This is a genomic window from Paenibacillus wynnii, from assembly GCF_000757885.1.
GTDB lineage: Bacteria > Bacillota > Bacilli > Paenibacillales > Paenibacillaceae > Paenibacillus_AQ > Paenibacillus_AQ wynnii.
This window is the reverse complement of the sequence record NZ_JQCR01000003.1, coordinates 1,853,871-1,867,895: the sequence shown is the minus strand read 5'-3', so window position 1 is coordinate 1,867,895 and position 14,025 is coordinate 1,853,871. Positions and strand designations below refer to the sequence as shown.

Annotated in this window: 15 protein-coding genes; all 15 read left to right on the top strand. The window is 46.1% G+C overall.

What is annotated here, in order from left to right; all coding sequences use genetic code 11:
• Window positions 1-230 precede the first annotated feature (230 nt).
• The 15 genes from trpE (at window position 231) to PWYN_RS24030 (ending at window position 13,840) form a co-directional block, all read left to right on the top strand.
• Complete coding sequence (gene trpE, locus PWYN_RS24100; protein WP_036657166.1) at window positions 231-1,784, top strand: anthranilate synthase component I; 1,554 nt, start codon at window positions 231-233, stop codon at window positions 1,782-1,784.
• 57 nt (window positions 1,785-1,841) lie between these two features.
• Entirely contained in the window at window positions 1,842-2,882 is a 1,041-nt protein-coding gene (gene trpD / locus PWYN_RS24095) for an anthranilate phosphoribosyltransferase (protein ID WP_036657164.1), read from the top strand.
• Window positions 2,872-3,702: an indole-3-glycerol phosphate synthase TrpC gene (gene trpC / locus PWYN_RS24090; protein WP_036657161.1), complete on the top strand. Its 831-nt coding sequence runs from the start codon at window positions 2,872-2,874 to the stop codon at window positions 3,700-3,702. Before trpD ends, trpC begins: the two co-directional genes overlap by 11 nt.
• Complete coding sequence (locus PWYN_RS24085; protein ID WP_036657158.1) at window positions 3,695-4,372, top strand: phosphoribosylanthranilate isomerase; 678 nt, start codon at window positions 3,695-3,697, stop codon at window positions 4,370-4,372. The genes trpC and PWYN_RS24085 overlap by 8 nt, the downstream gene beginning before the upstream one ends.
• Entirely contained in the window at window positions 4,369-5,568 is a 1,200-nt protein-coding gene (gene trpB / locus PWYN_RS24080; RefSeq protein ID WP_036657156.1) for a tryptophan synthase subunit beta, read from the top strand. The genes PWYN_RS24085 and trpB overlap by 4 nt, the downstream gene beginning before the upstream one ends.
• Window positions 5,565-6,404, top strand: coding sequence for a tryptophan synthase subunit alpha (trpA, locus tag PWYN_RS24075; RefSeq protein ID WP_036657153.1), 840 nt, complete (start codon window positions 5,565-5,567; stop codon window positions 6,402-6,404). Before trpB ends, trpA begins: the two co-directional genes overlap by 4 nt.
• Window positions 6,405-6,446: 42 nt before the next feature.
• A complete protein-coding gene (gene hisC, locus PWYN_RS24070) occupies window positions 6,447-7,544 on the top strand; it encodes a histidinol-phosphate transaminase (RefSeq protein WP_036657151.1) in 1,098 nt (365 codons plus the stop codon).
• Window positions 7,545-7,593: 49 nt separating this feature from the next.
• Window positions 7,594-8,688: a prephenate dehydrogenase gene (locus PWYN_RS24065; protein WP_036657149.1), complete on the top strand. Its 1,095-nt coding sequence runs from the start codon at window positions 7,594-7,596 to the stop codon at window positions 8,686-8,688.
• A 784-nt stretch (window positions 8,689-9,472) separates the two neighbouring features.
• Window positions 9,473-10,060: an RNA polymerase sigma factor gene (locus PWYN_RS24060; RefSeq protein ID WP_036657147.1), complete on the top strand. Its 588-nt coding sequence runs from the start codon at window positions 9,473-9,475 to the stop codon at window positions 10,058-10,060.
• Window positions 10,061-10,065: 5 nt separating this feature from the next.
• Window positions 10,066-10,659, top strand: coding sequence for a zf-HC2 domain-containing protein (locus PWYN_RS24055; RefSeq protein ID WP_036657144.1), 594 nt, complete (start codon window positions 10,066-10,068; stop codon window positions 10,657-10,659).
• A 132-nt stretch (window positions 10,660-10,791) separates the two neighbouring features.
• Window positions 10,792-11,379 (top strand): histidine phosphatase family protein, encoded by a 588-nt coding sequence (locus PWYN_RS24050; RefSeq protein ID WP_036657142.1) that lies wholly within the window; start codon window positions 10,792-10,794, stop codon window positions 11,377-11,379.
• A 90-nt stretch (window positions 11,380-11,469) separates the two neighbouring features.
• Window positions 11,470-12,555 carry a hypothetical protein gene (locus PWYN_RS24045; RefSeq protein WP_036657139.1) on the top strand — a complete coding sequence of 362 codons (1,086 nt, stop codon included), beginning with the start codon at window positions 11,470-11,472 and terminating at the stop codon, window positions 12,553-12,555.
• Between the two features lie 19 nt (window positions 12,556-12,574).
• On the top strand, window positions 12,575-13,081 hold the full coding sequence (locus PWYN_RS24040; RefSeq protein ID WP_036657136.1) for a gamma carbonic anhydrase family protein: 507 nt from the start codon (window positions 12,575-12,577) through the stop codon (window positions 13,079-13,081).
• A gap of 18 nt (window positions 13,082-13,099) precedes the next feature.
• A complete protein-coding gene (locus PWYN_RS24035; RefSeq protein ID WP_036657134.1) occupies window positions 13,100-13,279 on the top strand; it encodes an IDEAL domain-containing protein in 180 nt (59 codons plus the stop codon).
• A 129-nt stretch (window positions 13,280-13,408) separates the two neighbouring features.
• Window positions 13,409-13,840 carry a DUF2487 family protein gene (locus tag PWYN_RS24030; protein ID WP_036657131.1) on the top strand — a complete coding sequence of 144 codons (432 nt, stop codon included), beginning with the start codon at window positions 13,409-13,411 and terminating at the stop codon, window positions 13,838-13,840.
• Window positions 13,841-14,025: the final 185 nt, after the last annotated feature.

The following is a 14,025-nucleotide window of genomic DNA, read 5'->3' as shown; positions in this document are numbered from 1 at the left end:
CAGAGTGCTAAGGTTGTATTAGTATAATCGGATTACGTTTTACAGTGTTCATCTTTTAATATACGCTGGAGTTTATTTGTGATATCAGTGTATCTTGAAATGATGCCATTCTGTAGACTTCGGAGCCGATACTATGCTCTTTTTAACATACTTACTTACATAAACCTCTACTTCGGTGGAGGTTTTTCTGTATTTTAACACCCTATAACATTCCCTAAGGAGGGCTCATAATGACGAACCCCAGCGCCCAGGAAGTAGTAACACTATCCAAGCAATATAATTTGATTCCTGTTGTCAAACGGCTACTCGCTGATATGGAGACACCCATCCGAATTTTTCAGCGTTTTGCAGGACGTGACCGCGCCTTTTTACTCGAAAGTGTAGAGGGCGGCATTCAATGGGCCCGGTATTCTTTTATAGGCAGTGATCCTTTTCTAATGATTTCCGGTAAAAAGGGTGTAATTAACGTTGAATGCGGGGGAGAAAAGAAGCAACTCCACGGCAAGCCTATCGAAGAGCTTAAGGCATTGCTTCGTTCCTACCGTAGTCCCAAGCTAGAAGAGATGCCGCCATTCACAGGTGGAGCTATAGGTTTTTTCGGATATGACCTGCTGCAGTATTATGAAAAGCTACCTTCCCATGCCAATGATGATCTTAATATGGATGACATCCGCTTCATGTTCTGTGATCGCATTATTGTGTTCGATCATGTGAAGCAACAAATTCTTCTTGTCGGCAACTTGCATATTAAAGACGGTGACACCGACTCCGATATCAGAGCCAATTACGAGGAGCTAAGCGACAAGCTGGAGGCTATGGCGGAAGATTTGCAAAAGGAAGGTCCGAAGGAGAATGTGAACCGTCGAAGCATCCCATCGGACATTGAACTGGGTGATATACAATCTAACCTCACCAAGGAACAGTACATTGGCAATGTAGAGCAGGCTAAGGAATACATTCGTGCCGGAGATATTTTTCAGGTTGTATTATCCCAGCGATTCCATATAGATACCGAAGTTTCTCCCTTGCATGTATATCGTCTGCTGCGGACCTTGAACCCATCACCTTATATGTACTATTTGAAAATGGATGATGAGATCATTGTTGGAACTTCACCTGAAGCACTGGTCAAAGTGGATGGGGATCGGCTGGAGACAAGGCCTATTGCCGGAACGCGTCCGCGAGGTGAGAACGAAGCTATGGATCGTGCGCTTGCAGCAGAACTACTGGAGGATGAGAAAGAACGGGCAGAGCATCTAATGCTGGTCGATCTGGGGCGTAATGATTTGGGCCGGGTTTCCAAGTTCGGCTCCGTGAAATGTGATTCTTTTATGGAAATCGAAAAGTACTCACACGTTATGCACATGGTATCCAATGTTTCTGGCACTTTGCGGGAAGATAAAGATTTCTTTGATGCTTTCCTATCCTGTTTGCCTGCCGGTACGGTTTCAGGTGCGCCGAAGCTACGGGCAATGGGAATTATAGCTGAGCTGGAGAAGGAAGCCCGAGGTGCTTATGCCGGAGCTATTGGATATCTCGGGTTTTCAGGGAACATGGATTCTTGCATTACAATACGTACCATTATTTTTCGGAAAGGCCGGGCGTATGTTCAGGCCGGAGCGGGTATCGTCTGGGATTCTGTTCCGGAGAAGGAATACGAAGAAACAGTGAATAAAGCCAAAGGGATGCTGAAGGCGATTCGAATGGCTGAAGCAATGTTCCCGCCTGCGGTACAACAAAACGAGGTCATCAACCAAGATTATCTGTATGAATATACACCTTGAAAAAGGATTGAATCATAGAGAATAAGCTTTAAATTCATAAGGTGGGGGGAGAAAGAGATGGAAGCAACGCATATTATTCAAGCCGGTATTAGAGGACTGATAGAGGGGGATAACCTTACCCGAGGGCAAGCAAGGGATATTATGGGGGCAATCATGGAAGGAAGTGCATCCCCTGCCCAAATCGGTTCATTATTGACGGCGCTGCGAATTAAAGGGGAAACCGTGGATGAGATTACCGGATTTGCAGAGGCTATGCGCGGCTTCGGGACACATGTGGTCACAGAAACCTCAAGACTTCTGGATACATGCGGCACCGGGGGATCTGGTATTTCCAAATTCAATATTTCGACAGCCTCAGCGATCATTTCCGCTGCGGCTTCGGTACGGGTGGCTAAGCACGGAAACCGATCTGCTTCCAGCAAAGCGGGTAGTGCAGATGTTCTCGAAGCACTCGGTGTTAACATTCATCTGAATGCAGAACAGGCCCGGCAGTGTCTGGACAACATCGGGATATGCTTTCTCTTTGCGCAAATTTATCACCCGTCTATGCGCCATGCCGCCGCACCTCGCCGCGAGCTTGGTGTTCGGACAGTGTTCAATATGCTCGGTCCCCTTACAAATCCGGCGGGGGCTGATCGCCAACTGCTAGGAATATATGACCGCAACAAGACAGAAACCGTCGCTACCGTATTGAGGGAGCTAGGCTCCAAGCGTGCCCTTGTGGTAAGCAGTTTGGATGGGCTGGACGAGATCAGTATTTCGGCGCCTACCCAAGTGTCTGAATTGCGGGGAGGAAGGGTAACAACTTATGAAGTGACTCCACATGAGTTAGGCCTTGAAACGCATCCCCTGGAGAACGTTCTAGGCGGTGATGCGGTTGAAAATGCAGCCATTATCACTTCTGTGCTTCAAGGGGCCATGACTCCTTACCGGGATATTGTCCTCGCGAATGCCGGCGCCTGTATTTATGTGGCAGGACTTGCAGATACGTTGGCGGGTGGTGTGGAAAAGGCAAAGACTGTAGTAGATTCGGGACAAGCGCTCAGTAAGCTGGAACAGCTTGTAGCCATGACGAAGGAGCTTAACTATGTATCTTGATAGAATCGTTGCCACCAAAATTAGAGAAGTTGAAATTCTTAGCTCAACGTTTTCCTTGTCTGAAGCTGAACGTAAGATTGCTGAATTACCGGCAACTAGGGGGTTTCGAGATGCGCTGACGAACCGGAGGAATCGGAGTATGGGTCTTATCGCCGAGGTGAAAAAAGCATCGCCCTCGAAAGGTTTGATCCGAGCGGATTTTGACCCTGTGGCTATCGCCAAGGGATATGAAGCCGGAGGTGCGGATTGTTTATCCGTTCTGACGGATGTTGATTATTTTCAAGGCAGCGGCGCTTATTTACAGCAGGTTCGTGATGCGGTGAAGCTTCCTCTGCTGCGTAAAGATTTTATTGTTGATGAGAAGCAAATATATGAGGCGCGATTGCTTGGAGCAGATGCGGTCCTGTTAATTGCAGCGATTTTGACACCTTCTGTGCTATCGGCCTTTACAGATATTGCCGCAAGTCTCAGCCTAGATGTATTAATTGAGGTGCATGACCAGAGAGAACTGGATGCAGTACTTGATACAGGCAAGGCAGTGGATAACCATGTATTGCTCGGAATTAACAATCGTAATCTTCGAACTTTTGAGACATCATTGAATACAACGAAGATGCTGGCTAGCCTTATTCCACAAGGAGTTCCCGTTATTAGTGAAAGCGGAATCTCCGGCCCTATGGATATTGAATTTCTAAAAGGAACACGGGCTGAAGGCGTGCTGGTAGGGGAATATTTGATGCGTCAACCTAATGTTGAGGATGCCATCAATGGGTTGCTAGGCGCTCTGCCGGAAGGAAGGAATCGTGTCAGAAATGACTAAGACAATGGTAAAAATCTGTGGACTTCAGGACGTTGAAGTGCTAAAATCTATGTTACACTTGCCTCTGGATTATATCGGATTTGTCTTTGCCCCGAGCCGACGCAAAGTTACACCTGAAAGAGCCGCTGACCTTATATCTGAGCTTAAGGGCTGGCAGACAGGTGAGGCTCCCCGTACTGCTGGAGTTTTTGTGAATCCTGAGATGGACGAATTGAGAGAGCTGCTCTCTGTGGCCCCGCTGGACGTAATTCAGTTGCATGGTGATGAGGGGCCTGACTTTTGCCGTAAGGTGCAAGAAGCATTTCCACAGGTACAAGTATGGAAGGCATTCTCGGTTACAGCAAGAGAGGACAATAATGTCGGAGTGAACTTTAGAATTGAAGATTTTGCCGGTTCTGTTCATGCCCTGCTGCTGGATACCTATGATCCACAGCAAAAAGGCGGTTCTGGCCGCACATTTGCCTGGGAGGACATCCCGGGGTATAAAGAGCAAGCGGCGGCACTAGGTATACCGTTGTTCGTAGCCGGTGGACTCCATCCTGATAATGTTGGAGAACTGCTGGAGGGTTATGCTCCCGATGGAGTTGACGTTTCCAGTGGAGTAGAAACAGACGGTCTAAAGGATATCGTTAAGATGACAGCTTTTGTAGAGAGGGTGAAGCAATCATGATAGAAGTTCCGGATCAGCATGGACGTTTTGGTTCCTTCGGAGGACGTTACGTACCTGAAACTTTGATGAATGCCTTAATTGAGCTGGAAGAGGCTTACCGTAAGTATTCCGGTGATCCCGCTTTTCAGGCTGAAATAGATTATCTTCTTAAACAGTACTCCGGTCGGGAGACTCCGCTTTATTACGCTGAACGTCTCAGCAAACATCTTGGTGAAGCCAAAATATACTTAAAACGTGAAGATCTCAACCATACAGGTGCCCATAAAATCAACAACGCCATAGGGCAGGGCATTCTGGCTAAAATGATGGGTAAAACAAAGGTTATAGCAGAAACGGGAGCGGGGCAGCACGGGGTTGCGACAGCAACAGTTGCTGCGTTGCTCGGGATGGAATGCAAGGTGTTCATGGGAGAAGAGGATACACGCCGACAAGCGCTTAATGTATTCCGTATGAAGCTGCTGGGAGCCGAAGTTATTCCGGTTACCTCGGGTACTCGCACACTGAAAGATGCTGGTAATGAGGCGCTCCGCTATTGGGTCAGTCATGTGGATGATACGTTCTACGTGCTTGGCTCTGCAGTAGGCCCTCACCCTTATCCGATGATGGTTCGTAATTTCCAACGTATTATCGGTGACGAGACTCGTCGCCAAATCCTGGAGGCTGAAGGTCGTCTGCCAGATCTGCTGGTGGCTGCTGTAGGTGGAGGTAGTAATGCCATCGGGATGTTCTATCCTTTTGTTGGCGATGAAGGTGTGGGAATGATCGGCGTAGAGGCGGCTGGTAAAGGAGTCGATACCCCTTTCCATGCGGCTACAATGAGCAAGGGAAGTCACGGCGTGTTCCAAGGTTCGATGAGCTACCTGCTGCAGGATGAGTATGGACAGGTTCAAGAGGCTCATTCCATATCGGCAGGTCTGGATTACCCAGGCGTCGGTCCGGAGCACTCCTACTTAAAAGATATCGAACGTGCGCAATATGTTCCCGTAACGGACAATGAAGCTATGGACGCCTTAAAGCTGTTGTGTGTAACCGAGGGTATAATTCCGGCGCTTGAATCGGCACATGCTATAGCACATGTTGCTAAGATTGCTCGAGGCCTTACTAAGGATGATATTATTGTAATCTGTCTTTCGGGCCGCGGGGATAAAGATGTAGAATCGATCTTGGCCTACACAGAAGGGGCGGAGAAGAAATGACAACCGAAACCACTAACCGTATGGATGTGACTTTCCAGAATTTGAAGCAGCAAGGACGGGCGGCCTTGATCCCTTTCCTAACCGTAGGAGATCCTGATCTGGAGACCACACTTGCGATCATTCAGGAGCTGGAGGCAGCCGGAGCAGACATGCTGGAGCTGGGTGTTCCTTATTCAGATCCACTAGCAGACGGGCCCGTTATCCAACGTGCCTCGGCACGTGCGCTAAAGAGTAGCATTCATGTAAGAACCTGTATGGAAACGGCGCTTAAGGCTCGTCAGGCAGGGAGCACCCTTCCTTTTATCCTATTTACTTATTACAATCCTGTTCTGCAAATGGGATTAGATAAATTCTTTGCAGAAGTGAACAACCATGAGATCAGCGGGCTTATTATCCCTGACCTGCCTGTTGAAGAATCAGCGGATATGCGCCGCCGCAGCCGCGAGGCGGGAGTCAATCTTATTCCCTTGGTGGCTCCGACCTCCAGTGAACGAATCGCCAAGATCGTATCTGGTGCAAGTGGATTTGTGTACTGTGTATCCTCATTAGGTGTAACCGGTGAACGCTCCTCATTCCATGCTGGGGTAGAAGAGTTTATCGGCTCCGTCCGACAAGCGACGGATCTACCAGTAGCAGTTGGATTTGGGATTTCTACTAGTGAACAAGTTGCCCGGTTTGCGAGCATATGCGATGGAGTAGTTGTGGGCAGCGCTATCGTTCGTAAAGTTGAGGATGTTATTCCACTTCTCGACAATCCTGCGACACGTAGCGAAGGGCTTTTGCAAATCCGTGAATTTGTGGCACAATTAAGACCAGCGGAGTCGAGATCACTATAGTTGAATGACTGAACAAGTATGATGGAGAGCGAGGGACGTTGAATGAATCCGAAACCTAGTATTGTGAATTTGCCTGTCTACAAACCGGGCAAGCCCGTAGAAGAAGTGAAGAAGGAGTTGGGCCTTAATGAAGTGATTAAGCTCGCTTCCAATGAGAATCCTTACGGATCTTCACCTAGTGCCAAAGCAGCCATTATCTCCGAGCTGGACAATCTGAGTATTTATCCGGATGGATCTGCTGCTGAATTAACCTCGGCTTTAGCGGCTCATATAGGAGTAAATAGTGACAATATTATATTTGGTTGCGGCTCTGATGAGATTATAGCGCTGATAGCACGTGCCTTCTTCCTGCCTGGCGATGAGACGATTATGGCTGATCAGACGTTCTCTGTTTATAAGAGCAATGCTGATATTGAGGGTGCTGTTACTATAGAGGTGCCGCTGACCGCTGGAACACATGATCTTGAAGCGATGTTGGCCAAAGTCACTGACCGGACAAAAGTCATTTGGGTATGTAACCCTAACAACCCGACCGGAACCATTGTTTCGGCAGATGCGTTAACAACTTTTCTGGATTCGGTGCCTAATCAGGTCATGGTAGTGCTGGACGAAGCTTATTCTGAATATGTAACGGATCTAACCTACTCTGATGGAATCAAGCTGTTAGAGCGTTATCCTAATTTGGTTGTTCTGCGCACCTTTTCCAAAATTTACGGCCTTGCAGCTCTTCGAATTGGCTATGGTGTTGCAAGACCCGAAATCATTAAATTAATTAATCAAGTAAGAGAGCCCTTTAACACTTCCCGGGTAGCCCAGGCAGGGGCTTTGGCAGCATTAGGCGATCAGGATTATGTTCAGGAGTGCCGTCGTTTGAATGCTGCTGGAATTTTACAGTTGCAGGCCGAATTTAAACGTCTGGCCTTGGAATTCTTCCCGGCACACGGTAATTTTATTATGGTTGATGTTAGGAAGTCTGCGCTGGATGTATTTGAAGCCTTGTTGCGAAAAGGGGTTATTGTGAGAGCTGGACATCGTCTATATCCAACATATATTCGAGTCACAGTCGGCTCTGCAGAGCAGAACCAGGCTTTTGTTGAAGCTTTGGAACAAATCCTTACCGAGCAAGGTGTAAGAGCATAGTTAACGATACAGCGAATAGAAATTACAGAAGGCAGGTTGTTCAAAGAACATGACGACAAAAATAGCCATATTCGGTGTCGGTCTGATCGGCGGCTCACTGGCCCTTTGCTTTAAGGGCAAGGAGGGCCTAACCGTTGTAGGCCATGCCCATCGCCCCGAATCAGCAGTAAAGTATGTCAGCAGAGGTGTTGTTGACAGTGCGACACTTTCGCTTGAGGAAGCGGCGCTGGATGCTGACTTTATTTTTTTATGCGTACCCGTGGGTATGCTTGAGAGTTATTTGCAGCAGTTGAGCGTGCTTCCGCTTAAACCGGGCTGCATCATAACGGATGTTGGCAGCACAAAAGCAAGCATTGCCGCTTGTGCGGTCTCCTTGGATCTTCCGGGTGTTCATTTTATCGGGGGACATCCGATGGCAGGCTCTGAACGCTCGGGAGTGGAAGCAGCGTCTTCCCTATTATTCGAGAATGCGTATTATGTACTAACACCACCACCTGGAGTCCCAGAACAGGCTTACCGTTCCCTTGAATCCTTGCTACTACATACCAGAGCACAGATTGTTCGTCTGGAACCGGAGCGCCATGATGAAATTGTTGGAGCGATCAGCCATTTGCCGCATATTATAGCGGTGGCACTTGTAAATCAAATTCATGCTTATGATGACACCGATTCCTTATATAGTACGTTAGCCGCTGGCGGCTTCCGTGATATCACGCGGATTGCATCTAGTGATCCCGTAATTTGGCGCGATATTTTGTTGAATAATAGAATGGTTATGCTCAAGTTGCTTAAGGATTGGAATCAGGAGGTTTCTTCATTTGTTGATCTCTTGGAAAATGAGGACGGGGCAGGTATTGAGGAGGCTTTCCATGAAGCGAACGGATTTCGCAGCCAACTGCCGGAACGGCGCAAAGGTATGATTGCCCCCTTGTTTGATCTACACATTGATGTGCCTGACCATCCCGGCATTATTGGCCGTATTGCTACGGAGCTGGGAGACGAAGGAATCAATCTTAGCAACATACAGATTATTGAGAGTCGTGAAGACGTCCCGGGCATCATGCGTTTATCCTTTCGGCAAGAACATGATATGGAACGAGCCAAGATATTATTGCAGCATAATGATTATATGGTATATGTATAGCGCCGGGGCCTTTGCCCCGGTTTTTTGTTATGGGTTGTTCAAAAAATAGACAAAAAAAAGACCGCTTACAAAAAGCGGCCTTTGCTCATTAAGAGCAGCAGTTTTGGATAGGAGTGGAGAGAAACCATACTGTACTTTTATTATATGTATACGTTTACATTCTGTCAATACCTATTTACCAATCAATCCCTAGCTTGTAAAAATGCATTGATACAAGGCAAATAATCGGAGGTTCATTGAGGTGATGATTGTGCTCCTTCGATATCAATAGCCTAGAAATCGCTCCAGCTTTTGAAGTTAAGAGGGAAAATGTGTTCTATATGAAATAGCATGGAACATAAAATGTTAGAACGACTGGTAAGGTCATCGGTGTTTACAATGATAATATTAATATGGATATTAAGAAATAAAAAAAGAAATATATAGGAGAAAGAAGTGGAGAGATTTTGAAAGATATACCGATCGCTGAAATATCGAAGTATCGGTGCGGTTCCGGGGTTTATGAGCGGTTGATTACTTAAAAAATAATGTAATTTTATATTTTTCTAATTTTGCGAATCTACCAAGTTAATGAAATTTTATAGGGAAGTGTGTTACAATAGAGAAAGTATTTTTAGAGAATACTATATTTGTCGACGAACTGAAGCATTCCTGGAATATTGGGTATGTGAATATACATAAGCATTTCATTGAATGAGACCGCAACTTTTTAAGACCTGCCCGGTACTAATAACTAGGACCGGATGGGATTATACTTGCAAGGGCGAGGAGGGCCAATCCCACCATGACGGATTCCCAGTTGATCCAGCTAATTAAACAAGGGGATACAGAACTTTACTCGGAATTGATGCGCCGGTACCAGCGCAAGATACTGGCATTTGTCTATCATATGCTAAAAAACTCCCATATGGAGCTGATCGCAGAGGACCTCTGTTCAGAGACGTTCTATAAGGCGTTCCGAAGTCTGCATTCCTTCCGTGAAGTTGATGCATCTTTTTCAACTTGGTTGTATACGATTGCTCGCAACACTGTACTAAGCGAGCTTAGAAAACATCGTTCGGGTAATGTTTCGTTAGAAGAAAGTGGATATACACCAGTAGCTCCGCAAGAGGTTGCTCCTGAACAGGCTGCACTTCGAAAAGAACGAATGAATTTAGTTCGAGATGCGATTAACAACCTTCCAGAGAAGCAGCGCTCGGCGCTGATCCTGCGTGAATATGACCAGATGGATTATCAGGAAATTGCTGTGATTTTAGATCAGAGTGTAAGCTCTGTGAAATCACTCTTGTTTCGTGCCAGGAGCAGCGTGAAGCTCCAACTCGAATCCTATTTTTATGAGCCTGTATTTGAAGAGCAGGTTGAGAGGGTGTAAGGCCTATGGACTGCAGGGAAGCGCAGGACAATATTCCGCTCTTGTGGGACGCTCCCCCCACACACTTTAGGCGGATTATGTTAGAGAAGCATATTGCAGGTTGTCCATCTTGTGCGCATGAATGGGCGATATGGCAGGAGAGCAGTCTGCTTTTGCTAGAAATGAAGGAAGAAGTTAGTGAAGAACGAGCTGAAGTTATAAATGCCAGTGTAATGGAGCGGATTTATCTAGAGAGTCCTTGGTTGTTGCCAGGTGACGGGAAAACGGCAGGTAATTCAACAACTTTCCGCCGTAGAATCAGTCTTTGGATAGCGTGCTTTCTGGCTGTGTTTTTGTGCAGCTTCCTTTACTTTACAATGTTTAAAGATCCCGGGAACCTTACTGCATCGCAAAGTGGTATTGTAGATACAGGTGTGGCCGGATTAACAGTAGACTGGACGTCTTCATACCCTGCGACAGCCGCTGATAATGGTATTATTGAACCTCTCGTTGCAAATATGGGACCGTCTCACCCGCAATATTGGATGATATTGTCTATGCTTGGTATAACATTATCCGTGATCTCTTTAACACGATTAAATCGGTACCGTAGATCATAAGAAGCTCCTTTACGAATTTGTAAAGAGAGCTTTTTTTGATGGGCTGATGCCCCCAATATGCTTAAAAAGAAGACTTTTGAATTTATCCGTGGTACATTAAGAAACAAAACACGAGAGAGGACAGGTGCGCTAATGATAATTGGCTTAATACGCCATGGGTTAACAGATTGGAATGCCGTAGGGAAAATTCAGGGACAAAGTGATATTCCACTAAATGACGAAGGTCGACAACAAGCAGAAATGCTGGCAGACCGACTTCGGCAGGAGACCTACCAATGGGATTATTGCATTACCAGCAGCCTTTCTCGTGCAGAAGAGACCGGGGCAATTATTGCTGCCAAGCTTAAGCTTCCTTTGCTAGCCCCTGATTCTAGGATCAGAGAGCGTGCATATGGACAGGTCGAAGGACTTACAGCAGAAGAACGTGAACATAAATGGGGTAAGGATTGGAATCAGCTCGATTTGGGTCAAGAAAAAGACGAACAGTTACAGTGCCGCGCGCTTGCCTTTATGGAGGACATTTCTACAAAATATTCGGGGCGTAATATCCTAGTTGTATCTCACGGGGGATTTCTGGCTCAGCTCTACAATGCGTTGTATAAAGATAAATATTCAGAACGAATTGGCAATTTATCACTAACTATTTTGGAGAAAAAGGAACAGGTATGGAACCCTTTGTTGTACAATTGTTCCCAACATATCCTGCAAAAGCAGCACTAACCCGGCGACACGGGTTATTTTTTTTGCATTTAAGGGAATAAAATGGCTAGTATTTCCCATAATGGTAGTAAAACGGCGAGGCGATAAAAGATGAATCTGGCGGATATGCTCACCTATGCAGACATTGGGCAGTTGACCGCTATTGCGGGCCGATACCAATGCGATTGCAAACGAAACTCCAAGCACGACCTGATTCAGAACATATTAATCACTCTAGGCAGCAGAGATTTCATGAAGGCTCACATTCAGGAGTGCTCTCCGGGTGACCTGCGCTTCATGAACATGTTATTGTTTGATGAGAGAAGCTACTTCAGTCTTGAGGATTTGCTTGCTGCAGCCCGTCAAGCTACATTTGATGAAACAGTGGATAAGAAAGGAAGCTACCGGGATGTCGTAGCCCGTTTTAAGAGTAGCGGATGGATATTCAGCGGTCCTTCCCAGCAGACCCGTTATTTGTTTCAGGTGCCCATAGATCTGAAGGAGCGCTTCCGGGATCACATGGGGGAACATATCAGAGAACGGGTCGTATTCAGCATTGAGCCTGATATCTACAGAGATGAAGGTGATATGAGTGCCCTGGATCTCCTCTTACTGCTACGTTATATTAAAGATAACGAGCCGGAGTTGAATTTAGAAGGCGCTCTGTATAAAAGATATCAACAGGGTCTTGTGAATGCCCTTCACGTTCCCGAGCCGCTCCTTACTAAAGGGGGGTGGACTTTTGGATACGGAAGAGCCTTCGAACACTATCCGCCGAGGTTGGCCCTGCTGTATGACTATGCTCGCCACCGTCGCTGGATTACGGAGGAAGGGTCACGCCTCAAGTTATCTCATTCAGGTCATTTGATTGTTGAGGAAGGAAAATGCGAGAGCCTGATGCAGTTATACTCCTTTTGGTTAAGACTGTATAAAGGCGCAATTCCAAACCTGCCATCCCTAATTTACTGGATCAGCCTCTGCACAAGTGAATGGGTTACTGTTTCTTCACTACAGGAGTCCGTAGGGTGGTTAATCAAGCCGTTTTATTATGACGATGCCAGTTCAATTTTAGAGAAGCGTATTTTGCGTATGATGCTGCATTTAGGGTTGATACGTCTTGGGGAGACCTCAGAGGGGCTTGTGGCAAAAGTTACTCCTTGGGGAAAAGAGGCGGCTAAACCCAAGCAGTTGATGTAGTGGCAAGGGGGAGAGGGAAGTGCGGATTGGTTATGGTTCTTACATACCGCAGCTGGATGGTTCCGTTTATATTGCGGAAGGAGCAAAGCTGGTCGGTGACGTGAAGGTTGGACGTGACTCCAGTATTTGGTTCAACGCTGTACTTCGGGGAGATTTGGCACCGGTTATAATTGGGGAACGCTGTAATATCCAAGATGGTGCGATAGGTCACGTCGGTGAAGGTGTGCCTCTGATATTAGAAGATGACATATCTGTAGGACATGGAGCTATTATTCACGGCTGTAAAATAGGTAAGGGTACATTAATTGGAATGGGTGCAATTGTTTTGAACGGTGCAGAGATTGGTGAATATGCTTTAATAGGAGCAGGATCTATTGTAACCGAAAACAAAATAATCCCACCCTATACGCTTTCTTTGGGCTCACCTGCCAAAGTTGTGCGTGAATTGACCGAACAAGACCTGCTCAGAATGGCGCATACGGCTGAGAGTTATGTGAAGAAAGGCAAAGAATACAGGATTTTTTAAACAGCGGAGGTGTATCGAATGGACAAAATGAAGGCTACCTATGAAGTGATGCTGGGTCTAGCGGCGGAAATGGTGTGGGACGAAGCGCTGCGTAAGCGCCGTAGCGACATCTTGTACCGGGAGATCGACACAGCGCTGGCTGCCGGAGATGAGGCAGCTTTCCGAAATCTGACTGAAGAACTAAAGAGCTTGGCATAAAGGAGTACAGCGCGGGCTGTATCGTCCTTGTAATCTCTTAAGAAACGGATTCTGTTCAAAATAGAACAGGATTTCCGTTTCTTCGTGTTGTAGTATTGAGAAGACTATTGTAAGGGGAGAGGTTCGATAATGAAATTCAGTGATTTTGATTCGGTTAGCTGGGAAGAGCATCGCGGTTTTTATGATACATGTCTTATTCCGTTCACTGGATTGAAGGGATCGGAAAGTCCTGTGGAAACCGTTGCCGCTTTAGAGAGATTACGAGATTTCATGGACATAATTGAAAAGCCTTTTCGCGGGCGTATAGTTACATATCCGGTTTTACAATATGGAGGAGAGCATTCACTGAAGCTTATTAATGAGTTATGCTGTAATGTCAAATCCAAAAATTTCCGCTATGCCATCGTATTGACTGCTGATATAGACATTTCAGAGAGCAAGATTATTGAAAGCGATTTAGTTCTTTCCCTGCCTCATTTTAGAGAACTTACGAGCAAGGAAGTGCAGGCATTTACAGCTGAGAAAATACAAGAACTGTGGCTTAAAGGTGTTCCACTTTAAATGTGTCTAATTAGCGACAATTTTAACGGGTAATTACTTTTCAGCTTGTCACAAAACGGACAATATTCTTGACGGTTTTTAGAACCATAAGATATGATTAGGTTGATCTTATATGACATGTGATTATTATCATTGAAAACGCATTATAAATGATTGTGGCGGCATGGCCATGGTCTTAGACGAAA